Origin of the sequence: Planctomyces sp. SH-PL14, from assembly GCF_001610835.1 — a bacterium.
In the GTDB taxonomy this organism is placed as follows: domain Bacteria; phylum Planctomycetota; class Planctomycetia; order Planctomycetales; family Planctomycetaceae; genus Planctomyces_A.
The window spans coordinates 4,910,939-4,937,930 of record NZ_CP011270.1; the positions used below are offsets into that span (position 1 = coordinate 4,910,939).

General features: G+C 65.9%; 17 protein-coding genes and 1 pseudogene. 12 read left to right on the top strand and 6 right to left on the bottom strand.

Annotated features, from left to right (window positions below):
* Window positions 1-13 precede the first annotated feature (13 nt).
* From VT03_RS18735 to VT03_RS18760, 6 genes are all read left to right on the top strand, one after another.
* On the top strand, window positions 14-1,366 hold the full coding sequence (locus VT03_RS18735) for a thiolase family protein (protein WP_075094393.1): 1,353 nt from the start codon (window positions 14-16) through the stop codon (window positions 1,364-1,366).
* The gene (locus VT03_RS18740) at window positions 1,363-3,585 is read left to right on the top strand and encodes a 3-hydroxyacyl-CoA dehydrogenase NAD-binding domain-containing protein (RefSeq protein ID WP_075094394.1); all 2,223 of its coding nucleotides are present in this window, start codon (window positions 1,363-1,365) and stop codon (window positions 3,583-3,585) included. Before VT03_RS18735 ends, VT03_RS18740 begins: the two co-directional genes overlap by 4 nt.
* Window positions 3,582-5,519 carry an acyl-CoA dehydrogenase family protein gene (locus VT03_RS18745; protein WP_075094395.1) on the top strand — a complete coding sequence of 646 codons (1,938 nt, stop codon included), beginning with the start codon at window positions 3,582-3,584 and terminating at the stop codon, window positions 5,517-5,519. The genes VT03_RS18740 and VT03_RS18745 overlap by 4 nt, the downstream gene beginning before the upstream one ends.
* Window positions 5,520-5,650: 131 nt before the next feature.
* Window positions 5,651-6,832 (top strand): thiolase family protein, encoded by a 1,182-nt coding sequence (locus VT03_RS18750; protein WP_075094396.1) that lies wholly within the window; start codon window positions 5,651-5,653, stop codon window positions 6,830-6,832.
* Window positions 6,833-7,102: 270 nt separating this feature from the next.
* On the top strand, window positions 7,103-7,354 hold the full coding sequence (gene rpmA / locus VT03_RS18755) for a 50S ribosomal protein L27 (protein ID WP_075094397.1): 252 nt from the start codon (window positions 7,103-7,105) through the stop codon (window positions 7,352-7,354).
* Window positions 7,355-7,586: 232 nt separating this feature from the next.
* Window positions 7,587-8,732, top strand: a complete 1,146-nt coding sequence (locus VT03_RS18760) for a hypothetical protein (protein ID WP_075094398.1) — start codon at window positions 7,587-7,589, stop codon at window positions 8,730-8,732.
* On the opposite strand, the gene larE is transcribed toward VT03_RS18760, so the two are convergent.
* Window positions 8,718-9,590, bottom strand: a complete 873-nt coding sequence (gene larE, locus VT03_RS18765) for an ATP-dependent sacrificial sulfur transferase LarE (protein WP_075094399.1) — start codon at window positions 9,588-9,590, stop codon at window positions 8,718-8,720. The two genes, VT03_RS18760 and larE, sit on opposite strands and share 15 nt — an antisense overlap.
* A 582-nt stretch (window positions 9,591-10,172) precedes the next feature.
* Here larE and VT03_RS18770 point away from each other — a divergent pair.
* The 3 genes from VT03_RS18770 to VT03_RS18780 all read left to right on the top strand — a co-directional run bounded on the left by VT03_RS18770 (window position 10,173) and on the right by VT03_RS18780 (window position 14,963).
* Window positions 10,173-11,189, top strand: coding sequence for an SIS domain-containing protein (locus VT03_RS18770; RefSeq protein ID WP_075094400.1), 1,017 nt, complete (start codon window positions 10,173-10,175; stop codon window positions 11,187-11,189).
* 104 nt (window positions 11,190-11,293) lie between these two features.
* A complete protein-coding gene (locus VT03_RS18775) occupies window positions 11,294-14,374 on the top strand; it encodes a hypothetical protein (protein WP_075094401.1) in 3,081 nt (1,026 codons plus the stop codon).
* 205 nt (window positions 14,375-14,579) lie between these two features.
* On the top strand, window positions 14,580-14,963 hold the full coding sequence (locus tag VT03_RS18780) for a hypothetical protein (RefSeq protein ID WP_075094402.1): 384 nt from the start codon (window positions 14,580-14,582) through the stop codon (window positions 14,961-14,963).
* Between the two features lie 352 nt (window positions 14,964-15,315).
* Here the strand turns inward: VT03_RS18780 and VT03_RS18785 are convergent, their stop codons facing one another.
* Both VT03_RS18785 and carA read right to left on the bottom strand, forming a co-directional pair.
* A complete protein-coding gene (locus VT03_RS18785; protein WP_075094403.1) occupies window positions 15,316-17,478 on the bottom strand; it encodes a hypothetical protein in 2,163 nt (720 codons plus the stop codon).
* Window positions 17,479-17,905: 427 nt separating this feature from the next.
* Entirely contained in the window at window positions 17,906-19,045 is a 1,140-nt protein-coding gene (carA, locus tag VT03_RS18790) for a glutamine-hydrolyzing carbamoyl-phosphate synthase small subunit (RefSeq protein ID WP_075094404.1), read from the bottom strand.
* 396 nt (window positions 19,046-19,441) lie between these two features.
* Between carA and VT03_RS18795 the strand changes: the two genes are divergently transcribed.
* The 3 genes from VT03_RS18795 (at window position 19,442) to VT03_RS18805 (ending at window position 24,210) form a co-directional block, all read left to right on the top strand.
* Entirely contained in the window at window positions 19,442-21,223 is a 1,782-nt protein-coding gene (locus tag VT03_RS18795; protein WP_075094405.1) for an adenylate/guanylate cyclase domain-containing protein, read from the top strand.
* Window positions 21,224-21,691: 468 nt separating this feature from the next.
* A complete protein-coding gene (locus tag VT03_RS18800; protein WP_075094406.1) occupies window positions 21,692-22,732 on the top strand; it encodes a type I phosphomannose isomerase catalytic subunit in 1,041 nt (346 codons plus the stop codon).
* Window positions 22,733-22,923: 191 nt separating this feature from the next.
* The gene (locus tag VT03_RS18805; protein ID WP_075094407.1) at window positions 22,924-24,210 is read left to right on the top strand and encodes a citrate synthase; all 1,287 of its coding nucleotides are present in this window, start codon (window positions 22,924-22,926) and stop codon (window positions 24,208-24,210) included.
* A 117-nt stretch (window positions 24,211-24,327) separates the two neighbouring features.
* Here the strand turns inward: VT03_RS18805 and VT03_RS33635 are convergent, their stop codons facing one another.
* The 3 genes and pseudogenes from VT03_RS33635 to VT03_RS18820 all read right to left on the bottom strand — a co-directional run bounded on the left by VT03_RS33635 (window position 24,328) and on the right by VT03_RS18820 (window position 26,974).
* Window positions 24,328-24,597 carry a hypothetical protein gene (locus VT03_RS33635; RefSeq protein WP_075094408.1) on the bottom strand — a complete coding sequence of 90 codons (270 nt, stop codon included), beginning with the start codon at window positions 24,595-24,597 and terminating at the stop codon, window positions 24,328-24,330.
* 27 nt (window positions 24,598-24,624) lie between these two features.
* Window positions 24,625-25,926 (bottom strand): patatin-like phospholipase family protein, encoded by a 1,302-nt coding sequence (locus VT03_RS18815; RefSeq protein WP_075094409.1) that lies wholly within the window; start codon window positions 25,924-25,926, stop codon window positions 24,625-24,627.
* A gap of 229 nt (window positions 25,927-26,155) precedes the next feature.
* A pseudogene (locus tag VT03_RS18820) lies at window positions 26,156-26,974 on the bottom strand (IS5 family transposase).
* Between the last annotated feature and the right edge of the window lie 18 nt (window positions 26,975-26,992).

Here is a 26,992-nt window from a genome sequence, read left to right on the forward strand (position 1 = left end):
ACGGGAGCGACTCATGACCAGCTCCAACTCCACGACTCAACAGACTCCGCTCCCGCCGCTGGCGGTCGTCAGCGGAGTCCGGACGCCGTTCGCGAAAGCCTACGGCGCCCTGGCGGACGTTCCCGCCGATGAGCTCGGCCGGATCGCTCTGCGGGAAGCGGTCTCGCGAAGCGGCCTCTCGCCGGGTGACGTCGACGAGGTCGTCTTCGGGAACGTCGCCGGCCCGCCCGAATCGGCCAACGTCTCCCGCGTCATCGCGCTCCGGGCCGGCATCCCCCAGGACCGGCCAGCCCATACCGTCAACCGGAACTGCGCCTCCGGGATGGAGTCGATCATCTCGGCCTGGCAGATCCTTCGCGAAGGTCGCGCCAGGGTGGTCGTGGCCGGCGGGACGGAGTCGATGTCGCAGGTCCCGCTCCTCTGGCGGCGGGAGATGCAGGAGTGGCTATTCGAATTCCGGAAAGCCAAGTGGGGAGGGAAGCTGAAACTGCTGGCCCGGCTCCGCCCCTCCTACTTCCAGCCGGTCGCCGGATTGGAGCTTGGCCTGACCGACCCGGTCTGCGGCCTCAACATGGGAGAGACCGCCGAGGTCATCGCGAAGGAGTTCGGCATCTCCCGCGAGGACCAGGACGCCTTCGCCCTCGCGAGCCATCAGCGCGTCACCGCGGCCTGGGAACGCTGCTTCTACTCCGGTGAGGTGACGCCGGTCGTCTACGAGCCCCCCACTGGCGAGGCGGAGGAGACCGCGGAAACCAAGCTCGAACGCGACGTCGGTCCGCGGGCCGGTCAAACGCTGCAGGCCCTCGCAAAGCTCCGGCCGATCTTCGACAAGCATGGGACCGTGACGGCGGGGAACAGTTGTCCGATCACCGACGGCGCCGCGGCCCTGACGCTGATGTCGGCCGACCGCGCGAAGGCCGAAGGAAGGACGCCGCTGGGTTACGTCCACGGCTACGCGATTGCTGGCTGCGACCCGCGGCGGATGGGACTCGGCCCTGTCTACGCCATCCGCAAACTTCTGGCGTCGAGCGGCCTCACGCTCCGCGATTTCGAGCTCTTCGAAATCAACGAAGCGTTCGCCGCCCAGGTCCTCGCCTGTCAGCGGGCGCTGGCGTCGCGGACCTTCGCCGAGAAAGAATGGGGCGGGACCGAGGCGATCGGCGAGATCGACCCTGAGCGTCTCAACGTGAACGGCGGTGCGATCGCCCTGGGGCACCCGGTCGGAGTGAGCGGGACGCGGCTCGTCCTGACACTTCTGCGGGCGCTGAAGGAACGGGGGCTCCAACGGGGCCTTGCGTCCCTCTGCGTCGGGGGGGGCCAGGGGGTCGCGGTGTGGGTCGAGAGAACCGAGGAGAAGAGGACATGAGCGACTACCAGCATCTGCGTCTCGACCGGGACAGCCGCGGCGTCGTGACGGTGACGATCGACGTCGCCGGATCGCCGGTCAATGTCTTCAACGAAGCGCTGCTCCACGAGGTCTCGTCCCTCGTCGACGAGCTCAATGGCGATACGTCAGCCCGCCTCATCGTCTTCCGCAGCAACAAGCCCAGCGGCTTCCTGGCCGGGGCCGATGTCCACCGGATCCAGCAGATCGCTTCCGTGGATGAGGCGGAGCATGTCCTGAAGCTCGGCCAGACGCTGTTCAGCCGGATCGAAGCCCTTCCGGCCCCGACCGTCGCGGTCATCCACGGCCCGTGCCTCGGCGGAGGACTCGAGTTCGCCCTCGCCTGCCGCTACCGGGCCGCGCGGGACGACGCCGCGACGCGGATCGGCCTGCCGGAAACCCAGCTCGGCCTAGTCCCCGGCTGGGGCGGGACACAGCGGCTGCCGCGCGTCGTCGGCGCCACGGCGGCGGTCCAGATGATCCTCGAAGGGAGCCGGCTTACGGCGCCCGAAGCGCACGAGAAGGGACTCGTCGATGCGGTACTGAGCCCCGAGCGATTCGAGGAAGACCTGTCGGCATTTCTCGACCATTGCCTCAAGGGTGACTCTGCGGAACGACCGCACCACGGATGGCTCGCGCGGCTGCAGGACGACACCTCGCTCGGCCAGAAGGTGGTCCTCTGGCAGGCCGATCGCCACATCGCGAGCAAGTCGCGGCAGTACCCCGCGCTCCCGGCCGCCATCCGGGCTATCGAAGCCGGACTTCAGCACGGGATGGAGAAGGGACTCGAAACCGAGCGGACCGAATTCTGCCGCGTCCTGTTCGATCCCTCCTGCCGGAACCTGCTCGAGATCTTCATGCGGCGGGAACGGGCCCGGAAGCGGAGCACCTGGGTTTCGGAAGAAGTCGCCAGGCGGCCCCCCATCAAGAGCGTCGCCGTCCTGGGAGCCGGCACGATGGGGAGCGGCATCGCCCAGCTCGCGGCGACACAGGGCTGCTCCGTCTGGCTCATGGATCTCAACGACGATCTTGTCGCCGCCGGGATGAAGAAGATCGAGGCCCTGACCGAACAGGCGGTCCGCAAGAACGTCCTCACGGCAGCCGACGCCGAGAAGGCCCTGAAGTCGATCACCCCCACGACCGAGATGGAATCGTTCGCCCATGCCGACCTCGTCATCGAGGCGGTTCTGGAGAAGATGGAGATCAAGCAGCAGGCCTTCCGGAAGCTGGACACGCTGCTCCCTCCCGAATCGCTGATTGCCTCGAACACCTCGGCTCTCTCGATTGGCGAGATCGGCAGCGTGACCGGCCGGACCGACCGCATCGCCGGTCTGCACTTCTTCAACCCGGTCCACAAGATGCCGCTGGTCGAGATCGTCCGCTCCCCGCAGACATCCGACGCCACCGTCGCGGCCCTCGTGGATCTCACGCGGCAGCTCGGTAAGACACCGATCGTCGTCGCCGAAGGGCCCGGCTTCCTCGTGAGCCGTGTCCTGTTCCAGTACCTCGACGAAGCAGTCCGGCTCGTGGGCGAAGGGGTCGCGGCGGACCAGATCGATCGGGAAGCGAAACAGTTCGGCCTCCCGATGGGACCGCTCGAACTCCTCGACCTCGTCGGTCTCGATGTCTCGGCCGAGATCGCCGGCACGATGCGATCGCTCGGCTTGGAAGAGAGCCCCACACCTGACCGGCTGGCCGAGATGGTCGCGGCCGGCTCGAAGGGGCAGAAGTCCGGGGCCGGCTTCTATCACTACACCAAAGGACAACGCGGCGCGCCGGCCGTCCTCCCCTGGGCCGCGGAAGATTCGGCCCGGCTTCCGGCGGAGGTGGAGCTTGGCGGCGAGGAGCTGACGGGACTCCAGCAGCGGCTCGTCTTCTCGCTCATCAACTCGGCGGCGGACTGCGTCCAGGAGGGGATCGTGGCCGAGCCCTGGATGGCGGACCTCGGCATGATCCTCGGGACCGGCTTCCCGCCGTTCCGCGGCGGACCGATGACGCTCATTGATCACTGGGGCCGCGATCGCGTCGTCGAAGTCCTCCAGACCCTCTGCGAAGTCTGCGGCCCCCGGTTCCGGCCGAGCGAGTTCTTCTCGTCGCGCCGCCCCGTGAATGGAACGCCCGCCCGCCGCTTCGATCATGGCAACGGGTCCCCCCCGTCGCCGACGGCGGAGCACCCCTCCGAACAGGAGATTCCCCGATGAGTACCCTTCAGAAACCTCCGCGCGCCGCATCGCCGGCAGAACGTTCGACCTTCGCCGCCGAAGCCCTGAAGCTCGGCGGCAAGTCCGAAGAGGAAGTCCGCCGGATGGGGGCGGTCGATGCCGCCGACGACCAGGTCGAGGCCCTCTACGCCGCCCGCTATCAGACGGTCAACAGCCCGGTCCACCGCGCCGTCTGGGACGACCAGTTCCCCGTCGACCTGTTCCACTTCGACTCCGTCGCCTCCCCCTCCGAGTGCGCCGCCCAGACGATGGACGAGGCGATCCACGTCGCCCACCGTCACGTCCAGCTCGGAACGCTCCTCGACGAGCATCGCAAGATCCGGCAGCCGGTCCTCGATGACCTCGCCGCCACCGGCTACTGGGGGCTCCTGATCGGTCCCGAGTACGGGGGCCGCGGGGCGACGTTCACCCAGTTTGCAAAATTCCTGACCCGGATGGCGACGGTCGATCCGACGCTGGCCGGGCTCGCCTCCGTCCACGGCTGCATCGGCGCGGTCGACCCGCTGCTGACGTTCGGCAATGCGGACCAGAAGCGCCGTCTCCTCCCGCGGCTCGCCAGCGGAGAGAAGCTCTCCGCCTTCGCGCTCACGGAACCGTGCGCCGGGTCCGACCTGACCGCCCTCCGGACCGTCGCGGTCCGGGACGGAGACGACTACCTCGTCACGGGCGAGAAACTGTTCATCACGAACGTCCTTCCCGGCCGGATGATCGGAGTCGTCTGCCGGATCGACGGCCGCCCGGCAGTCCTGATCGCCGAGCTCCCGGACCACGAGACCGATGAGTTCCGCCTGAAGCGGTACTCCCTTTACGCCCTCCAGCACGCCCACAACTACGGGATCCTGTTCAACAACTTCCGCGTCCCCGCCGAGAACCTGCTGGAGGCGGAGGACGGAGACGGCCTGACGATCGCCTACCACGGGCTGAACCGCGGCCGCGTCGCCCTGTGTGCCAACGCCGCCGGAACGATGCGGGCAATGCTGATGGACATCCTCCCCTGGGCCCGGTTCCGCCGGACCTATGGCGAGCCGATCATGAACCGCGAGCTCGTGCAGCGGCGGGCGGGCGAGCTCGCGGGACTGATCGTCGCCTGCGACGCCCTGACTGAATGGTGCGCAGGACTCCTGGACCTTGGCTACCGCGGCGAGATGGAGTGCGTCATCGCCAAGATCTTCGGGAGTGAAGCCCAGAAGCACGCCGCGATCGAGCTGCACATGAAGACCCACGGCGGGCGGTCGTTCCTCGGCGGCCACCTCTTCGGCGACAACGTGCACGATCTCCTGGCCCCCTGCATCTATGAAGGGGAAGGGGAGATGCTCGGCCTCGCGTTCTTCAAGTCGCTCGTGAAGGACCACGGCCGTCGGTACTTCGAGCCGATCGGGAAGACGCTCCAGGCCGCCGGTATCCGCCGGCCGAACCTCGCCAATCCGGCCCATCTCTGGACGCTCCGCGAGCCGCTGTGGAACTACTCCAAGTGGCGGTTCGGCAAGATGCTCCACACGGGGCGGCCGCGGTTCCAGGACCTGGCTCCCGCTCTCTGGCCGCACGCCGAATGGTCCGCGGGCTTCCTGCAGGACGCGGCGATTGAAGTCTCGGCCACGATGCGGAAGCACCAGCTCAAGCTCGCCGACCGACAGTGCCGGATGGCGGAGCTCTCGAAGCGAATTCAGACCGCCGTTGTGATCCTCTGCACGAGCCTGTACGCCGGCAGCCAGTCCGACGAACGGATCCGCAAAGCGGGCGAGCTCCTGGCCCGCCGGCTCACCGCCGAGCTGACCGGCCGCCGTCCCTCGGACGCCTATCTGCGGGCGGTCACGGAACTCGGCGCCGAGCTCGCCGACCACGACCTCCCCGGCACCAGCGACATCCTCGAACGCCCGATCCTCATGCCTTACGACGCCGAGGCCGCGTCATAGCGACCGGCGGCCTCAGTGGCTCATCTCTTCTCTTATCTGTGTTGATCCGTGTTCATCTGTGGCTAGAAACCATTTGAGCCACGGATCAACACAGATGGACACAGATCAAGGCAAAGGCTTGGGAGCGGAGCATGTCGAACGAGTCCTACATCGTCGGGGCCGTGCGGACGCCGATCGGGGCCCTCGGCGGTGCGCTGGCGACGGTTCCCGCTCCGGAGCTGGGGGCGACCTGCATCCGGGCGCTTCTCGAACGGTCCGGGCTCGCTCCCGGTGAACTCGACGAGGTCATCCTCGGCAACGTCGTCAGCAGCGGCATCGGCCAGAACCCCGCGCGGCAGGCGGCGATCCGCGGCGGCGTCCCGGTCTCGGTCGGGGCCATGACGGTCAACAAGGTCTGCGGTTCAGGCCTGCGGGCCGTGGCGCTGGCGGACCAGGCGATCCGGCTCGGCGAGGCGCACGCCGTCGTCGCGGGCGGGATCGAGAGCATGAGCCTCGCCCCCTATCTGCTGCCTTATGCCCGCCGCGGGTACCGGCTCGGGAATGCAGAGCTTGTCGACGCCATGATTCACGACGGCCTGTGGGACGTCTACCACGGGAAGTCGATGGGCTGTTTCGGCGACCAGTGTGCGGCGAAGTTCGGCTTCTCGCGGGAGGAGCAGGACGACTACGCGGTCCGCAGCTACACCCGCGCTCAGCGGGCGATCGCCGACGGAGTCTTCCGGGATGAGATCGTCCCGGTCGAGGTCCCCGGCCGAAAGGGGCCGACGCTTGTCACCGAGGACGAAGAGCCGGCCCGCTTCCAGGAGGACAAGCTCCGCTCCCTCCGCCCGGCCTTCAGCGACCACGGAACCGTGACCGCCGGCAACGGCTCGAGCGTCAATGACGGTGCCGCGGCCCTCCTTGTTCTGTCCAAGGCCCGCTGCGAGGAGCGGGGGCTGACTCCCCTGGCGCGGATCGTCGGCAGCGCGACGTTCAGCCGGGAGCCCGAGTGGTTCACGATCGCGCCGATCGACGCCATTCGGGAACTGATGGCCAAGACCGGCTGGTCGATCGATCGAACCGACCAGTTCGAGATCAACGAGGCCTTCTCCTGCGTGGCTCTGGCGGCCCAGCGGGAACTGGGGATCCCGGATGAAAAGCTCAACCCGTTCGGCGGGGCAGTCGCCCTCGGCCATCCGATCGGCGCCAGCGGCGCCCGGCTGATCGTGACCCTCCTGACCGGCCTCGCCCGCACCGGCGGGACGCGGGGGGTCGCCTGTCTCTGCGTTGGCGGGGGAGAAGCGGTCGCGCTGGCGGTCGAGCGAATTGTCTGAATTCTTTAAGGGCGTCGGAGTTGCAAGTGTCTTTGGTGCAGTGAGTTGCGGGTTTCGGTTGTCGTCTTATCCTCGGCCGACGGGCTCCCGGACGAATCCCGCCGATTCGAAATTCCGAGACAAATCGAAAGCCTTGCCGGCAGCCAACCGACCGATTATCCTTCCGAACTTCCATTTTTGGCAGCATTTCGGCCCGCGTCCGCAGGCCCCGCTGGATCAAAGCCATAGCCGGTTCCCAGCAACGGCTATTCGAGACAAGGTAAGCGAGTCATGGCACATAAGAAGGGACAAGGGTCCACCCGGAACGGACGCGATTCCAACGGCCAGCGTCGGGGCGTCAAGCGGTACGGCGGCGAGCAGGTCATCGCCGGCAACATCCTCGTCCGCCAGTGCGGCACCAAGTTCCACGCGGGACGCGGCGTCGGCCAGGGGAAGGATTACACGCTGTTCGCCCTCGTCGACGGCACCGTCCTGTTCGACCAGGAAGGCCGCCGCGTCAACATCGTCGCTGCCGCCGGCTGATCGCCGCCCGCATCGCGACGTCGCTCTCCGGCCCTCATCCGCCGGAGAGTCGCGAGCTACTTCGAATGGCAATTCAGGCAGTCTGGCGCAAATGCCCAGACTGCCTTGTCTTTGCGCGGTGTGGGAATTGTGAGGAAGCGAAGGAACGCACCGGGTCGATACCCCTGACACAGAAAAAATCGTTCGAGCGGCGGCACTCCGCTCGAACATCGCTGAGTCAGGAGACATGGGGATGGATCCCACCACGCGGCCGCGGCTGTCCGAGATCGACATCGAGCGGATTGCCTATTCGGCAATCGGACGGCACCTGCGGGTCATGTGTGTGCTGTGCCTGCTGCTGCTCGGGCTGGGGTTCCTGCTGGGACACCACGTCGCCAACCTCCACGCCAAGAAGATCGCTCACGAGTTCGAGCGGCAGAGCGGCGGCTATGCGAAGCAGATTGTCGAACTCGGCCACGAGCTCGATATGCTCCGCCAGTCGCAGACGGTCGACCGCAACCTGCTGACCAGCCTCCGTTTCGACTCCGAGAAGCATGTGGCGGTCGTCGAATCGCTCCGGAAGGAGATCGACTCCGCCGAGGTCCTGCGGAGTTCGCTCGTCGCCTCCAGCCTCGAGCAGATCGAGGCGGACCGCCGCGAAGCGCTCCATCAGCTCGAAGCCTGCCGGAGCGCCGACACGCCGCTGAAGGCGGACGCCGTCACGCAGATGATGACGCGGATCGTCGACGGCCAGATGGACCGTCTCCATCGGCTTCTCGGAAAGACCGTCCCGGCGGCCTGCCCGGCGACGGCCGATCTCGCTTCGCTGCCGCTGGTCCCGGTTTCGGAAGCGGGGCCGTCCCCGACAGTGGCCGAGACCCCGGCTCCGGTCGCCTCGGCTACTTCCGTGGCTCCCGCGGTCTCCGTCGCTCCGGCGGCCGAGGAGATCACGTTCTTCCCGCCGATCCCGGCGTCGCCCGCCGCGATTCCGGAAGCCCGGCCGATGCCCGCCGCGGCTCTCGCTCCGGTGGCGGCTGTCCCCGGTCCCATGCCGGTCACGCTCTCTCCGAGCGTCCGGATCAGCGAGACCGTCGAGTTCCAGCCTCCCGCTCCTCGCGCTCCGGCTCCCAATCCTTTCCCTCCGGCCTCGGTCGTGACCAGCGTCGCGCCGGAACCGATGGGCTCGCCCATCGGACTGCCGGCTGCCGCCGACTCTTCGGCTCCGGCGTTCGCGCCCGCTCCGCCCGTTCCCGCGACCGGGCCCAAGGTTCCGCGATCGAGCCTGTTCTTCGCTCCGTCCCGCAAGGTCGAATCGGCCGCCAACGCGGAGACCGCTCCGCGGCTGATCGCCCCCAGCACCGCCAGTGCCCCGGCTCCGCTCTCCTCACGGGTGAAATGAGGTCAGGAGCGCGTCGGAAGAGAGCAGGGCGTTGAACCCGCCGCTCTGGAACCCCTTGAGGTCCAGCGTCACGGCGCGGAAGCCGAGCCGGGTGAACGCGCTCACGAGGGCCAGCCGGACCGGCTCTTCGGCGAGCCGGGCGATGTCTGCCGGGGTGACCTCGATGCGGGCCAGGTCGTTCTGTTCGAGGCGGACCCGCAGCTCGCGGATTCCGAGCCGCTGCCGGAGGAACTGCTCGGCGGCGTCGATATTCGCGACGCGTTCCGGCGTGACTTCGACGCCGTAGGCGATGCGGCTGGAGAGGCAGGGCATCGCCGGCTTGTCCCAGATCGGGAGTGCCCAGTCTTTCGCCAGGGCCCGGACGTCTTCCTTGTTGAGCTTCGCTTCGATGAGCGGGCTGCGGACGGAGTGCTCCCGGGCCGCGACCATGCCGGGGCGATGGTCTCCGAGGTCGTCGAGGTTTGCGCCGTTGACGATGACGTCGACCCCGAGGGGGCCGGCGAGTCCTTCCAAGTGGGTGTAGAGTTCGGACTTGCAGTAGTAGCAGCGGTCGCCGGCGTTGCGGCGGTAGCGTTCGTCGGCGAACTCCTCTGTTTCGATGACGCGGTGGGTGATTCCGATCTCGCGGGCGAGCGTCTCCGCCTCTTCCAGTTCTCCCGAGGCGAGGCTGGCGCTGCGGGCGGTGACCGCGAGGGCCCGGTCACCGCAGGCGAGGGCGGCGGCCTTGGCGACGACGGTGCTGTCGACTCCGGCGGAGAACGCGACGGCGACGCGTCCGCAGCGGGCCAGGATCTCCAGCAGGTGGTCTCGCTTGGTAGTTTGTTCGATCGACAGACCAGACACGTGACTCGCTCCCATCAAAAACAGGTCCTCCTTCTATCATAGCCGGTCTCCAGAAAACCCGTCCTGGCCGGCACAGCGTTGCTCGCTCAAACCCAACGTGCCACGGCAGTCTGGGGTCAAGGGGGGCTGTGTTGTCTTCTTGGCCCCCTTGCCGCCGGAGGCACTCCTGTGAGGAACCGTGGAACACAACGGATGACCCCTTTGTGGTACCGGCGCTGAGGACTCCACGCTCGCTCTGCAATTCCCGCGGGTTGGTGAGGGGGCATCCGGCGCCGTGTCCGCGCTTGGACACGGGCTTCTTCAGACATCTCTCGACGAGAGGGCCTCCGGCGGGCAAAGGGCCAAGAAGACAACACCGGCCCCTCTGCACTCCCCATCAGGGGTGACCCCCTGGACCCCGGCTGTCCTTTGTAACTGATGGTCCTTCAATGCTTTGCAACTCGCGTTGACCCTCTCCGCCAACCAGCCGTACAGTTCTGGTCCCGAATTCCGGGACGTCTCAGGGAAGAGACACGCCAGACCGGGCGCACCACCGCCCCGCACTGCCGCTTCACCCTGGGCCCTCTCCGGACACGTCATTCCGCGAGAGGTGTAGTCATGTCCGCCGCCGAGAAGATCCTTTCCTTCGCGGACATCGAACCCCTCCGCCAGGCCCGCGAAATCATCCGCCTGGAAGCGGAAGCCCTCGCCGACCTCGCCCGCCGCCTCGACTCCGGCTTCTGCGACGCCGTCGACCGCCTCTCCGAATGCCGCGGCAGCGTCATCGTCTCCGGCATGGGCAAAGCCGGCCTCATCGGCCAGAAGATCACCGCCACCCTCTCCTCCACCGGCACCCGCGCCCACTTCCTCCACCCCGCCGAAGCAGTCCACGGCGACCTCGGCTGCCTCCACCCCGAAGACGTCTTCCTCGCCCTCTCCAACAGCGGCGAAACCGAAGAACTGACCGCCATCCTCCCGACCGTCCGCCGGCTGCGGATCCCCATCGTCGCCATCACCTCCTCCGAACGCAGCACCCTCGGCCGCAACGCCGACATCCGCGTCCTCCTCGGCAAGATCCCCGAGGTCGACCCCTGGGGCCTCGCCCCCACGACCACCACCACCGCCATGCTGGCGGTCGGAGACGCCCTCGCCCTCGTCCTCAGCCGCCGCCGCGGCTTCACCCCGGAACAGTTCGCCGTCTTCCACCCCGCCGGCAGCCTCGGCCGCAAGCTCCGCGTCGTCACCGAGATGATGCGGGGCCTCGACCGGATCCGCAGTGCCCCCGAGACCGCCACGGTCCGCGAGGTCCTGACCGCCTCTTCGCAAACCGGCCGCCGGATCGGTGCCGTCGTCCTGACCGACGCCGAGGGCCGCCTCTCCGGCATCTTCACCGACAGCGACCTCGCCCGGCTCCTGGGGCGGCGACAGGACGCCTCGCTCGATCAACCGGTCTCGCAGGTCATGACCCGCAACCCGCTGAACGTCCCCACTACGGCGACCCACGGAGACGTCGTCGCCATCCTGGCCTCCCGCAAGATCAGCGAACTCCCGGTCGTCGACGCCGACCGCCGCCCGGTCGGAATGATCGACATCACGGACGTCATCGGCTGGGAGGGGGAGGAGGGAAGGATCTAGGAGTCACGATTCAGGAAAGCCCATTGAAATCGGGCCCCTGAACCGACCCCTTCTCGCAGTCACAGCGTCGACTCAATCCCTGAATCCAGCTCCTCGTCTCCTCCATGCCCCGCCTGCTGCTCACTGTCGCGACAGCCATCTGCCTGGTGGGGGTGTATCGGATCTACGCGCTCATCGTGACGCCGCTGGTGACCCCGGTGGAGCAGGGGGAAGTCCGGCCGCCGGTCATGATGGCCTCCGGGGCCAAGTCGTCCGCCTCGTCCGACCTCGCCCGCGAGTTCCTGCCGAACTCCGCCTGGGCGCAGGAAGCCAAGATGTGCTGGCAGCAGTCGGAAGACGCCTGCATCTTCTTCAACGATCACCAGCGCCTGCAGGACGGCGGGAACAAGCTCCGGCTGGCTCCGTACGCCATGGTGTGGCGGGACCCGAAGCGGACCGACGGCGGCCGGTACACGATCGAAGCGGAAGGGGCGATCGTCAGTTTCCAGAACGAGTTCTTCGACGAAGCGGTCGAATTCAGCCGCAAGCCGGGCCGGATCGTCCACCTGACTCTCGAAGGGAAAGTCCGGCTGACGGGCCCGGACAACCTCGCGATCGAAGGGGAGAAGTTCATCTTCTCCGAGGAGTCCGCCCAGCTCTACAGCGACTGGCCCGTCACGTTCCGCTACGGCCCCGCGCCGGGTCAGTCCAACGCCGTCCGCGGACAGGCGGACCAGCTCACGGTCGAGTTCATCAAGTCGACCACGTCGGACTTCGGTCCCGATATGCCCCGCGTCGGCGGACTCTCCCGCGTCCGGCTGCGGCGGGCGGTTCAATTCGACATGACGTACGAGCTGAACGGTGCTCTCGCCCGGACCCTGGTGACCAGCGACGGCCCGTTCCTGTTCCACTATCCCGAGAAGCGGATCGAGTTCGAGGAGAACGTCAGCGTCGTCCGCCCGCAGATCATCAAGGGGGTGAAGCACATCGACTCCCTGAAAGCCCACTGGCTGGGACTCCAGTTCGTAGAAGCCGACGCACCCCCCGCCGAGGGCTCAGGCGAAACCAAGCCGGCTGTTCAGCCCGCCAGCGGAACCAAGTTCGGCGCCGACTCCTCCATGCTGTCGAAGATCCAGTTCCGCTATCTGCGGGCGCTCGGGCGGGAGGAACCGGGGAAGCCGGTCGTCCCGCTCCACCTCGAATCGACCTCGAACCAGTTTGCCGCCGACCTCCAGGATCTGCGGTACGACGCCCAGACGCGGGACATCGCACTGATCGATCCCGTGCAGGTCCGGATGCAGCACGGCGCGACCCGGCTCTACTCTCCTCTTGTCCGCGTCCGGCACGGCCAGCAGGGACAACCGTTCGAGGCGATCGACTGCGAAGGCGAAGGGCAGTTTGAGCAGCTGGACGAGGCGCTCGAACGGCCGATGTTCGTGGGCTCGTGGAAGGAGCGAGTCCACGTCGCCCCGGACACCCAGTCGCCGGGCAACATTCTCACGATCCAGGGGAACGCGTCGCTGGCCCAGCCGGGGCGGTTCCAGCTGGAGAGCCAGGCGATCCAGGTGTGGCTCGAGCCGACCGCGTCCCGCGGCCAGCCTGGTGCCGCCGGCCTTGCCGGATCGGCCCTTCCGAACGCCGCCCGCAAGCTGCCGGTCCGCCGGGCGGTCGCCCAGGGGGGTGTCCGGATGGCGACGCCGGAAGTCGTCGTCCTGACGAACCTTGCCGACGCCCGCTTCTCGGCGGGGGAGGCCGCCCCGAGGCCCGGCCGCGGGGGACCGGACCCCGCCGGCGACGGCAATCCGCGGCAGATGCCCGGAGCCCGCGAGGAGCAGCCGCCGTTCATCGTCAACGCCGATCGGATCGAAGCCCACGTGGTCCGCGATCCGCGAACGCAGGCGTTCGACGCTCGCGAGCTCATCGGCGAAGGGGGCATCCACATCACCCGCGAAGCGTTGGAGCGCGGCGCCGCGGCGGCGGCGGGGCCGCCGAACCGCATCGGCGGCGATGGTCCGGTCGACATCCAGGGGCACCGCCTGCAGATGACGAACACCGGCGGCAGCCACGGTCACATCATCACCCTCGCCGGGATGCACGATCCCCGGACGAACACGACGCGGGATGCCACGCTTCAGTTCGGCGACTACCGGGTCGAGGCCGCCGTCCTGACGTTCGACCGGTCCCGGAACGCGATCGAAGTGCCCGGCCCCGGCCGCCTCAACATGCCCGTCTCCTCCGACCTGCGGGGGGGAAAGACCGACCGGCCGCAGATCATGAATGTTGTCTGGCTGGAGCGGATGACGTTCGACGGCCAGACCGCCAAGTTCTTCGAGCGGGTCAAGACGCAGCTGGGGCACAGCCTGCTCCTGTGCGAGGCGATGGACGTCGCCCTCAACCGGAAGATCGACTTCACCAGCGACCACCCGGACACCAAGGGGCTTGAGCTCAAGACGGTCGACTGCCGCCACAAGGTCGTGGTCGAGACGTACGACTACGCGGACTCGCGGCTGATCGAAGTCCTGAAGGGGAACCTCGCGGAGTTCCATGTCGATAACGCGACCGGGGAGTTCTCCGGCCTGGGGCCCGGGACCGTTCAGGACTGGCGGATCTCCAAGGGGGGCTCGTCGCGGCTGCTCTCGCTGGAGCCGACCACGACCGCCAAGGCGAATCAGCCCGTCCCGGCCCGCGAGGACAAGCGGTTCCCCTGGGAGTACGTGAAGCTCGAGTTCAAAGGGAACGTGACGGGAAACCTGAAGCGGCAGGACGCGACGTTCCGCCGGAGCGTCCAGGTCCTGTACGCCCCCGTCGCGCAGGCCCTTCAGGTGTTTCAGCGGGCAGATCTCTCGCCCGGCAGCGGGAAGGACAACGCCAACAACGCGGCGTGGCTCGGCTGCCGCGAGCTCGACATCATGATCGCCACCAAGCCCGACGGCGAGCCGAGCGCGCAGCTCCGGGCCGAAGGGGGTGATGGGGAAGACGCCTGGTTGGAAGGGCAGAAGTTTACGGCGAACGGTCACGAGGTCATCTATGACCAGGCGAAGGACCAGTTCATTCTCCGTGGCCGCGGCAAAGACAAGGCGGATATCCATTTTCAGGACCAGCCGGGGCAGGCGCAACACGACGTCAACGCCCGTGTGATTCAGTTCGTTCCGTCGCGGCGGGAAGTGATCCTGGATGGAGCGGGCGTGAGCGGGCAGGCAAACTGACACGTCTTGGCTGAGCCGACGCGTCGAGAGGCGAGATCCCGGTCTTTGTGGGCTCTCTCCCGTCACCCTGGTCGCGCAGGGTCCAATCGGACGGCATTCACCGCGTGGTGCCTCGTCTTGTTCGCTGCATGGAGCCGGCAGAGCGGCACGGCATAGGGATTGCCTTCTTGGTGCAAGCCATGTTCCCCTTGCAGGAGAGACGATCATGTCCATCAGGCCAGAAGTCGATCGCGGACAGGATGCGAAGTTGTATGCCGGGCGGGTTCTGGGTTTTGCCGACACCCGCGAGCAGGTCGATCGCATTGCATCGGAGTTGAACGACGCAGGAATCGGCGACGAGCGGATTCTGATCCTGGCCGGAGACGACGGGATTGAGATTCTGAACCGGACGCTGAAGGAGTTCTTTTTCAGTGACGGCGAAGACCAGACGGTTATTAACGGCCTCCGGGAGCTCCGGGATGGCCATCTGGTGATTGAGGTCGAGGTGGCTGACCGGGACGAGGCGGTGAAGGTGGTGAATCTCTCGGCCCCGCACGGCGGCCGGACGTTCACTTACTTCGGCACGCTCATGAATGAACAGATGAGCTGATCCACCTGGGTCCAGGGGTACCCTGGTGGGGAGTGCAGAGGGGCCTGTGTTGTCTTCTTGGCCCTTTGCCCGCCGGAGGCCCCCTCGTCGAGAGATGTCTGAAGAAGCCCGTGTCCAAGCGCGGACACGGCGCCGGATGCCCCCTCACCAACCCGCGGGAATTGCAGAGTGAGCGCGGAGTCCTCAGTGCCGGTACCACAATGGGGACATCTGTTGTGTCCCACGGTTCCTCACAGGAGTGCCTCCGGCGGCAAGGGGGCCAAGAAGACAACACAGCCCCCTTGACCCCAGACTGCCGTCGCACGTTGGGTTTGAGCCAGCAAGGTCGCGCCGGCAATGACGGTGTCTAACCCTACTGCTGCTCTTCCAGGTCCACAAACCGCGATTCCGTGTGCGTCACGATCGCATCCTTCTCCGCGTACCGGATCGCCGTCGTCCCCCGGTAACACCGCAGCACGGACAGCACACTCTCCACCTGCCCGTGAATCGCGTTCACCCCAAAGCCCGAGGCCGCTCCCTCTTCCTGCGGGATCTGGGCAAACCCATAGTTGATCCACGGGACAAGGGCGTCGATGAACCCCGCAAAGTTCACATGCTGGACCGACAGCAGATTCGTCTTCCCGGCCAGCGGCCCCTCGAACTGGAACGGCTTCTCCAGGATCACTCGTTCCGCCTGCGGAATCGACGTCGTGAAGATCGCGTAGCTGGACCCCACACCCAAAGTGCCGGCCAACTGGTCATCCACACCCGCCGCTTTCGGAATCTCGATCAGATACACATTGCCGCCCGCCACGCCCCGCTCCGACCACGCCGGCAGATCGATTTCCGGCAGGTCGTCCGGACTCTCGGCCTGGATCGTCTTCATCAGGTCGCCGACAAACGTGTAAAGCTGGTCCATCCCGGACAGGAACTTGTCCTGATCGCTCAGTCCCAGAACGATCCCCAGCTCCAGCATCGGCAGCGGCTCCGAAGCCTCCGGCATGTCGCGGAACCACTGGGTTGACGTCGCCTTGGCGTCGATGACCAGCCCGATCTGCCCGTCCTGCAGGGCCGGAACAAAGTAATCTCCGAGCAGCACGTCGAACCGCTTGAGATACGGAACGGCCAGCTGCCGGAAGTGCTCATACTCCCCCTTGTCATCCTCATCGATGTTGCTGAGGACCGTGGTGTCGACATAGCCGAGGATCCGCTGCAGCGTCGGCCGCATCTCCTTGTACTCGTCGGGCGAAGCCTGGCTGCGGGTCACCGCGAAGAGCAGCGGCGAGCCCCCGACGTGCGAGAGGATCGGCAGCGGCGTTCCCGTCTGCTTGCCCACCCCGCCCACCTCGTACTGGAACGACTCCGTTCCGCGGTCGGTGAGGAAGGAGCAGCCGACGGTCGCGTGCGGCGTTCCGGTCGTCTCCTGCTTCACCCGCTCTTCGAGGGACTTGAGATCCTTCTCGAAGGCCTCCTTGGTGGCGTCCGGCGTGTTCGAGGCGTCCATCGCCTGCCGGACCACTCCCGAAAGGGCCATGATCTGGCCCGCGGCCGCCTGCTGCTGGATCTCGATCAGCCGCCGGCTGGAGTACCAGATGTTCGTGATCTTCTGGTCCTGGTGCGGGAAGATCTTCTGGAAGTCCGGAACGTCGGCGAGGGTCTTCCCCTGGCCGAGCAGCTTGAGGTGATCGTTGGACTCTCCGGCGGTGAAGAAGAAGTAGCCGTCGCGGACACCGAGCGAGACGAGCAGGGTCTTGCTCTTGAGGTGGTCGAGGAGCGGCTTGACCTCCTCGGCGACATCTTCGTCGATCTCGGATTCCAGGTCCGTCCAGTCGATCGATTTGAGGGCGAGGGAGATCGTCAGGAAATCGCCGCCGGCGATCTGCTGTCGGCTGACTTCGAACTTGGCCTGCTCGATCGACGGGAGGTTCTCGTCCGCCATCTTTTCCAGCCGGTCGAGTTGGGCGCGGGCGACCTCGGGCTTGGTGATTTTGGCACCGAAGACAATGGGGGAGAACCGGAGCTTGTCCTTGCTCTTGAGAAGCCGGGCCACGATTTCGCGAATGACCTTCTTCTGGGCTTCCTCGTCCTCTTCGCCAGCGATTCCCGCCTGCATCTGGGCGAACCGGACGTCGTTGCTGATCTCCTGGATGAGGGCGAACGACTCGATCAGTGCCGGATCGCTGTAGGCGAAGATCTCCTGCGTTCCGGCGTCCTGGAGGAGGTCGACGAGGTCCTTGTTGGCCTTCTTCTTGAGGAAGTCGCGGAGGGGGGCGAAGGTTTTGGAGCGGTACTGGGCCTGGAGGAGGTTGAGGCCGAGCTGGACGCTCGGCATGTTGTAGAGGCGGTCGTAGGCGCGGCTCTTGATGAACTTGTTGTACTGTTCTTCGAGCCGCATCGACGACATGTAGAAGCCGGCGTCGGCGGGGACGAAGCGGAGTGAGGTCGTCGTCTTGAGGTCTTCGCCGCGGCAGACCGCGATGAGGGTGGTGAGCAGGAGGGTGGCCGTTGCGAATCCTCTGGCCAGAACGACGCGCATCGCAGAATCCTTGGTGGGGATGGCGGGGGAGCTGAAGTTGGCTTCAGTGTCGAAAGCGTGGGCCCAAGTGTAAAGACCAGCGTCAGGTCGCCGGGGTCCAGGGGCTCGCCCTTGGTGGGGGATGCAAGGGGGCCTGTGTTGTTTTTTGGCCCCCTTTGCCCGCCGGAGGCCCGTCTCGTCTCGATCTCTCTGAAGGAGCGAGTGTCCAAGCGCGGACGACGTGGCGGATGCCCCCCTCACCAACCCGCGGGGATTGCAAAGCCAGCGGTGTGGCGGGAGGGAGTCCTCAAAGCTGGTACCACAAAGGGGACGCCCGTTGCTTACCACGGTTCCTCATGGAAGCGCCTCCGGCGGCAAGGGGTGACCCCCTTGACCCCGGCTGCCGTCACAAGTTGGGTTTGAGCCAGCAGAACCGTGCCGGCGAGAACTACTTCGCCCCGACCATCATCTTCCGGAACTCGCCGAACAGGTAATGGCTGTCGTGCGGACCCGCGGACGCTTCCGGATGGTACTGCACGCTGAACGCCCCCTTGGACTTCGAGCGGATCCCCTCGACGGTGTCGTCGTTGAGGTTGATGTGGGTCACTTCCACGTCGGACGGCAGCTTGTCCGGCGCGAGAGCAAAACCGTGGTTCTGCGAGGTGATCTCCACACGGCCCGTGTCCTTGTTGAGGACTGGCTGGTTCCCGCCGCGGTGGCCGAACTTGAGCTTGTAGATCTCGCCGCCGAGAGCCAGCCCAAGGAGCTGGTGTCCCAGGCAGATCCCGAAAACCGGCTTCTTCCCGAGCAGTCCCTGGATCGTCTCGACCGCGTAGTCGAGGGGCCGCGGGTCGCCGGGGCCGTTCGAGAGGAACACGCCATCCGGGTTCTGAGCCAGGACTTCATCGGCCGAGGAGGTCCCCGGCATGACGGTGACACGGCAGCCCATCTCGGCGAGGTGCCGGGGGATGTTCCACTTCATGCCGTAGTCGAGAGCCACCACGTGCGGCAGCGTTCCGGACTTGTCACCGCTGAAGGTCTTGGGCGTCGTCGGATCGCGTTCGAGATCGTGAACCCCGTCCTTCCACTCGGACGCCTGCTTCGGAGAGACCTCCCGAACGAGGTCGTGTCCGACGATGTTCCAGCTCCGGGCCTTTTGAACGAGCGAAGCGTCGTCCAGATCGACCGAAGAGAGGACTCCGGTCATGGCGCCGTTCACCCGCAGCCGCCGCACGAGAGCCCGTGTGTCGATCCCTTCGATGCCGGGGATGCCGTTCCGCTTGAGGTAGTCGGAGAGCGATTCCTGCGAGCGGTAGTTGCTCGGCTCCTTGCAGACTTCCTTGGCAATGAAGCCGCGGATCGCCAGCCGTCCGCTCTCGACGTCTTCGGAATTGATGCCGTAGTTCCCGATGAGCGGATACGTCATGCAGACGATCTGCCCATTGTAGGAGGGGTCGGTCAGGATCTCCTGATACCCCGTCATGCTCGTGTTGAAGCAGACTTCCCCGCAGACTTCGGCATCCGCTCCGAAGGACTGCCCCGTAAAGACTGTCCCATCCGCCAGGGCCAGCTTCGCAGGTTTCGACATCAACGTTTCTCCCTCTCGCCGGATGGGGCGAATGTCCCCCGCACACCGTCCCGGGAGGCGAAATCCGCGTCGCAGGATCGACGGGCGGGCGCACCGGGAGCGCGAGGGAATTTTCGGACGGTTTCTATCATATCCCCCGGGGGGCCGAAAGCGTCTCGGCGCGTTCTCTCCCGCGTGCGAGAGAAGCTGTCGGCGATGTCATGCACCGCCGAAAACCGTTGGAAAACCGCTGACCGCCGAGGCTCGCTTCGAGGGGGGCGGGTTCGGCGGTAGAATTCCGCGGCGGATGCGCCGCGGATTCCTCATCGGAGCGCGGCCCCAGGTGTCCCGGTTCCGGCCCCCCGGCTCCCCGCTCCTCCACGCCGAGGCCGCCCGGCGGGACGTCAGGAGACCTTTGTGCTGCAACTGATCGTCGTCGGTCCTGAGCCCAGGCTCCGCGTGCGGCATCCGCTTCTTCGGGGGCAGGCGTACACCATTGGCCGCACGGGGGACGCCCAGATCCCGGTCCCGTGGGAGCAGTCGCTCTCCCGCCTCCATGTGACGCTGCACGTCGAGGACGGCTCCGTGCGCCTCGTCCGCGAGCCCGACGCCCGCAACCCCGTCTACATCAGCGGCGAGGAGATCACCGAAGGGCGGCTCTCGGGGGGCGAGGCATTTGTCATCGGCGAGACGCAGTTTGCCGTCTCCCGCGGCGAGTCGGAGTCGAGCAGCGCCAAGGACTCGCCGGTCGAAGAGGTCGTCTTCACCCGCAAGCAGCTCGAACAGGTCCGGTACGAGGACCCCGACCGCCGGATCGAAGTCCTCTCGCGGCTCCCGGACATCATCTGGGGGGCGAGGTCGGAGGCGGAGCGGGACTCCCGGCTTGTGAACCTGCTCCTCACCGGAGTCCGCAACGCGGAGGCGGTCGCGATCGTCTCGATGAACAAGTCCGGCCATGTTCAGCTCCGCAGCTGGGAGCGGCGGCGCGAGACCGCCGGCGCTTTCCGTCCCAGTCGGCGGCTCATCGCGGAAACGGTCGAGCAGTCGCAGACGATCCTTCATCTGTGGGACAGCTCCGACGCCGTGGTCCACGACTACACGGTCTCGGGGGAGTTCGACTGGGCCTACTGCACGCCGGTCGGAGAAGTCCGGGGCCAGCAGTGTGCGCTGTACGTCGGGGGCCGCTTCGCCCCGCTCCCCGGCCAGGACTCGCGGTCGGGCGCTCCACACCTCCAGGCCGATGTCAAATTCACCGAGCTCCTGGCGGACGTCCTGAATTCGATCGAGCGGCAAAACCGGATGGAAGGGACGCTCTCGGTCCTGCGTCAGTTTCTCTCGCCCCCGATCCTCGCGGCGATCGAGCGTTCGGGTGAAGGGACGTTCGACACCGACATCCTCAATCCCCGCGAGTGCGACGTGACGGTCCTGTTCTGCGACCTCCGCGGCTTCAGCCATCGGGCCGAGTCATCGGCGGGGGACCTGCACGGCCTGCTCGACCGAGTGAGCCGGGCGCTGCAGCTCATGACGGGTGAGATCCTGGCGCACGGCGGCGTCACGGGGGATTTCCTCGGCGACGCGGCGCTGGGGTTCTGGGGCTGGCCCTTTGCCAGTGACGAGGCGCCGCTCAATGCGTGTCGGGCGGCGCTGGCGATCCGCAAGGCGTTCGCGGCGATCCAGCAGACGCCGGAGCATCCGCTGGCCGACTTCGAGATGGGGATCGGCATCGCCCACGGCCGAGCCGTCGCGGGGAAGATCGGGACGAGCGATCGGGTCACCGTGACGGTCTTCGGGCCCGTCGTGAACCTGGCCAGCCGCCTGGAAGGGATGACGAAGCAGCTCCGCGTTCCGATCCTGCTGGACGAGCCGACCGCCGAGATTGCGCGGACGCGGCTTTCGAAAGAGGAGGGGCGGACGCGGCGGCTGGCCCGGGTTCTGCCGTACGGGATGGAGACGCCGCTGGTGGTGACGGAGTTGCTGCTTCCGCATGCGGACTATCCGGACCTGACGGACGAGCATCTGGCCCAGTACGAGCAGGGGGTCGAGCACTTTATTGCCGGCCGTTGGGACCAGGCGTACCGGTGTCTGCACGCGATGCCTTCGGCGGATCAGGCGCAGGACTTTCTGACGCTGCGTATTGCCCAGCATGGACGTTCCGCACCGCCGGGCTGGAAGGGGATTGTCGAGCTCCCCAAGCAGTAGTGACGTTTGCTCAAACCGCGTCCTTGCCAGCACAGCGATGCTCGCTCAAATCCAACGTGCCACGGCAGCCGGGGTCAAGGGGGTCTCACCCCCTTGCCGCCGGAGGCGCTTTCACGAGGAACCGTGGTAAGCAACGGACGTGCCCTTTGTGGTACCGGCGTTGAGGACTCACCACGCGCTTTGCAATCCCCGCCGGTTGGTGAGGGGGCATACGGCACGTTGTCCGCGTTTGGACACAAACTCCTTCAGGCATCTCTCGACGGCCAGGCCTCCGGCGGGCAAGAGGGCGTTGCCCCCTTGCATCCCCCACCAGGGGTGCCCCTGGACCCGGTTCAAAAACACCTCTCTCGGTAATCGCGGCGGATTCGTAGATTCGCCACGCATCAAACCTGTCCCACCGCCCACCAAGAAGCTAGCGTTCAAGAATGGCCGCCCACTCCCGGGCGACGCCCCCCATTTGCCCAACGCATGCCCGTTGTTCCCCCCCTCCCGATGTCGTTCGTTCCCTACCTGCGACCGCAGGTCTGGGGCAGCCGACATCTGGAAACCCTCGGCCGGAACCTCCCCCCAAACCAGCCCGTCGGCGAGTCCTGGGAACTCAGCACCCACCCCATGCACATCAGCCGCGTCGCCATGCCGGCGGCGCTCGCAGGGCAAGGGTTCGATCGACTTTGGCGCAGCGCCCTCACCGGACGCGACTCCACCGAAGACGCGGGGGACTTCCCGCTCCTCATCAAACTCCTCGACTGCCGCGACTGGACGTCGATCCAGCTCCATCCCGACGACCTCCAGGCCCGCCAGAACGCCGAGGGCTCCCCCGGCAAGACCGAAGCCTGGTACGTCCTCCACACCGAGCCCGACGCCGAACTCCTCCTGGGGACGCGGCCGGGCGTGACCGCGGAGGACCTGGCGGCCCTCACCGCCAACGCCGCAGGCCCGCCTCCCGTCCCGGACGAAACCCTCGACCGACTCTTCGTCCGCAGCCGCCCCTCGGTCGGGGACTTCATCCTGATCCGTCCCGGAGTCGTCCACTCCTGCAAGGGGATCACGGCCTGGGAAATCCAGACCCCCTCGGACCTCACGTACCGCCTCTTCGACTGGAACCGCCTCGGCCCCGACGGCCGCCCGCGGGAACTCCATGTCGCCAAGGCCCTGGCCTCCGTCCGCTGGGCCGCTCCCAAAGCGGTGATGACGCACTGGCCCGGCGTCCTCCGGGAGCAGGAGCAGACTCCGCGGTTCTTCCGCTACCTCGACGCTCCGTTCCAGGTCGAACACTGGACCGTCGGCACCAAACCGTTCCGCCTCCCTCCCGGCCCGATGCGCGTCCTCTGCACGATCCGCGGCGAACTCCGCCTGCGGGGAAACGGCTTCGAGGAGGAGGTGCCGGGGATCCAGTTGCGGCTCCTCCCGGCCGGTCTCGAGGAGTGCTGGATCTCGGCCCGCACCGGCGAGGCGGAGCTGCTGCTCGTGATGCCGGAGTCGTCGCCGTCGCCGGGAGAAGCCGGCTGATCCGCCGGGCATCCGGAGGGGGCCGCCAACCTCTCGATTTGGTCAGGATTTCCTCGGAAATTCGTTGGATTTTGTCGAGTCGACCCCATTGATTGGCGGTCCCCGCGAATCCTCGCCGATGAAGTGGCTGAAACGCGGTCGCCCGGCTACCATCGACCCGGTTGCACGCGCCGATTTCTTACGGACACCCCATGCCCGACACGCTGACGATTCAAGACAACCGGACCGGCAAGACCTACGAGATTCCGATCGTCGACGGCACGATCCGCTCCACCGATCTGAAGCAGATCAAGACCGGTGCGGACGACTTCGGGCTGATGGCCTACGACCCGGCGTTCCTCAACACCGCGTCGACCCGCTCCGCCATCACCGACATCGACGGCGACAAGGGGATCCTCCGCTACCGCGGCTACCCGATCGAACAGCTCGCCGAGCACAGCACCTACCTTGAGGTTGCCTACCTCCTCCTGCACGGCGACCTCCCCAACGAGTCCCAGCTCCAGGAGTGGGAAACCTCGATCTCGCAGCACACCGTGGTGCACGAGAACGTCAAGCAGCTCATGGAGGGCTTCCGCTACGACGCACATCCCATGGGGATGTTCATCAGCACCGTCGCGGCGATGTCGACGTTCTATCCGGACGCCAAGAACGTCCGCGATCCCGAATGCCGGATGAAGCAGATCCACCGGCTGATCGCCAAGGCCCCCACGATCGCCGCCTTCTCGTACCGGCACTGCCAGGGCCGCCCGTACAACTACCCGCACAACCGCCTGGGCTACACCGCCAACTTCCTGGCGATGATGTTCAAGATGACCGACAACCCGTACGAGCCGCACCAGGTGCTCGCCCGGGCCCTCGACATCCTGTTCATCCTCCACGCCGACCACGAGCAGAACTGCAGCACGAACGCCATGCGGGCGATCGGCTCCTCGGAAGCGGACCCCTACAGCGCCCTCGCCGGCGCCGCGGCGGCCCTCTACGGCCCGCTCCACGGCGGCGCCAACGAGGCAGTCCTGAACATGCTTCAGGAGATCGGCCACGTCAAGAACGTGCCGGGCTTCATCGAAGAGGTGAAGGCGGGCAAGCGGAAGCTGATGGGCTTCGGCCACCGGATCTACAAGAACTACGACCCGCGGGCCAAGATCATCAAGCGGACGGCGGACGAAGTCTTCGCCGTCACGGGCCGCAACCCGCTTCTCGACATCGCGATCGAGCTCGAAAAGATCGCTCTCAACGAAGAGTACTTCGTCAAGCGGAAGCTCTACCCGAACGTCGACTTCTACTCCGGCCTCATCTACGAAGCGATGGGCCTCCCGATGTCGATCTTCCCGGTGCTGTTCGCCATCCCGCGTGCGGCCGGCTGGCTCGCCCAGTGGTCCGAGATGCTGCAGGACAGCGAACAGAAGATCGCCCGCCCCCGCCAGATCTACACCGGCAGCGACGTCCGCGACTACGTTCCGCTGGGCAAGCGCAAGTAGCCAGCGGCGAGGCCCCTGGGCCCGGTGGCCGTCAGCGACCCGCTGGACCGGGCGGCCGTGGAGTAGTGGGATTGAGCTATGGTTACCGTGCCGGCGGGCGCGGTGTTCGAGCGGGTGTCACTGCTGCCAGCTTTGGGCCAGCAGTGATTGGGCATCCAACTCGAACTCGGCACTGCGGGTCAAAGCACCCGCAGTGGCATCCGGCGAGCATTTCGGCCAGGACCTCGCATCGAGGTGGTCGAACTTCCGGGTAAGCAGAGCGATGATCCGGAGCTCGCCGGGATGGGCCAGGATGATTCGTGTGGCGCGCGGCTCGACAAGCATGCCCATCAAGCCGAGGTTGGAATGCACGCCTGGGCAGCACTGCCGGCGGATGAACTGATTCATGACGCCGTGTCACTGCGGCCGGCGAAGTCAGGTGCCGAACGGCTTTGTTAAGACCCACCTCCCATAATTCAGGTCCACATTGGCCGAGCCGATCCATCGTCCTTCCAGTCGAAGCACGTCGTCCGCCATGATGCGGAATTGAAACACTCCGTCAAACGGACGCTTGCTGCTACGCCACTTCCCGGTGAGAATCGGATACTTTAGCTCTCCCTCAAATGTGTACGTGATTTCGGCTGTCTGGTCGGTTGTGACGCCTTTGTAAGCGTTCCCCGAAGAGGTGATCTGGACTTTATCATTGTAAGTCTCTTCGCTGCCATCCATGTCGACGGCAGTAAACTCAGAGTCCCATACGCCATCGAGTGTGAATGCTTTATTCTTCGCCGTCTTCAAGCAGTCGACCATTCTGTTCCAGCGAGGGAGGTCCTGTCCTCGATAGTTGCTGGCGTCCAACTTGAGATTGTCGAGGTTTGTTTTCGAGCAGTCGTCAAGCTTGTCGTTCGCCAGTGTCAATGGAATTTGCCAGCGATAGTACTGGTCCAACGGCAACCAGCAGCGGACAAGATCTTCCGCGTGATGGCTGCTCATGTCAAACATCCAGTTGATGAGATGCCGCATCCAAAAGAAGCCGCCTCTGTCTATGCATCCGCCGAGTGGAAAGCCCTTGCCAGAGGAGCCGGTCCCCATCGAAACCAATGTCATGTCCTGCGGAAGTTCGCCCGCCTTGATCGCCCGCCCGACAGCCAACGTCGAAGGATTGTTGGCGGCCATTCCACCGTCGAAGAAGACTCGCTCATTGTCTTCGAATCTCATCTGATAGCCAGGAAAATATACCGGCGCTGCAGAAGAGGCTGTGCAGATATCGCGAAGCAGCAATGGCTGATGCGTTGGTTCCAAGCTGTCGAAAACTCGGGGGGTGCGTGCCTGTCCGTCAATGGCCGTAATCAACAGCCTTGTCTTCACGCTTTGCATAGTGGCATTGCCAAGCCTTGTGTTTAAAAGGCTTCTTATTCCGGAAGCGGTGTAGAGCGGGTCTCGATACTCCGAATAAGGGAACCAGTTCCATGACGAGCCAGCCCACTTCTTGAAAACATGGCTCTCGTCGGCCAAGGCATTGTCGGACTGTCCTTCATAGAGTTGCAAGAGCTCAGAGGCTCGCTTCCCGATCGCCAGTCCCGCGGCAATAATGGATCCCGTCGATGTTCCAGCAATGATGTCGAAGACATCGCAAAGTCGGCGGTCTCCGAGATCGGCTTCCAGTTGCTGTAAAAGCGCTGCTGGAATGATCCCGCGAATTCCTCCGCCGTCAATTGATAGAATGCGAAAAGACATCAGATGGCCCTCTGGGAAAGCTGACTGCCCAAACCTTCAGCTTGAAACTGTAATAGTCGAGGGGCCATCCTTCAACTCAGGTGGCGGCCGCGTCCGGTGTTAAGTGTTCTTCTCGTTTTGTTCTCACAGTCTCAGCTTGATGTTCATCCGCGGCTCCGCATGCGGCGAGGGTCTGAGGCGTTGATCTTGAGCTGACCGTTTCTCGAAGACGAAGGGTGGAGCTAAGAGCCTATCCGAGAACCCCCGCAGTCCTCCAAGCGGTGATGGCGAACTGCAGGTGGAGAAGTGCGAGATAGTTGGCGGCGGTCTTTTCCCAGCGGGTCAGCAGGCGTCGGGCGCGGTTCGTCCACGAGTGCAGCCGTTCCACCACCCACCGTCGCGCCCGGCCTCGTCGCCGCACAGGACGCGGAGGCTCGGTCCCCTTCCGAGGGATATGGACGACGTATCCTCGACGGGCCGCCGTCTGGCGGATTGTCTGCGCGTCATAGCCCTTGTCCGCGCACAGATGCTGACGACGACGTCGTCCCGGGGGACGGCGAACGGGAAGCCTTTGGAACGTCTCGACCACCAACTTCTGATCGTGCACGTTGGCGCCGGCCACGGCCACTCCCACCGGCACACCCCGGCCATCAGTCAGCACCGAGCGTTTGACCCCCAGTTTCCCGCGATCTGTGGGGTTCTTCCCCGTCTTTTTCCCCCCCGAGCGGCGCTTTGGTCATGGCCCCATCCAGACTCTGCCACTCCCAGTCGATCCCTTTCAGATCATCGTATTCCTCAAGCGCGGCCCGCCACAGTTTGCGGAACAGGCCGCGCCTGACCCACTCCTGGAAGTAGGCGTGAATGGCGCTGCCGGAGCCGAACTCCTGGGGCATTGCCTTCCATTGGCAACCCGTCCGCAGCACGTACAGGATGCCTGTCACAACACGGCGTAGAGGCAGACGTGGACGTCCCCTCGACAATTCGGTTTGTAAACCGGGAGCGCGGGCTCGATCCGTTCCCAGAGCGAATCGGAGATCTGGTGAAACTTTGACGCGTCGCTGGCAGCCACGGGCACACCTCCATGCAC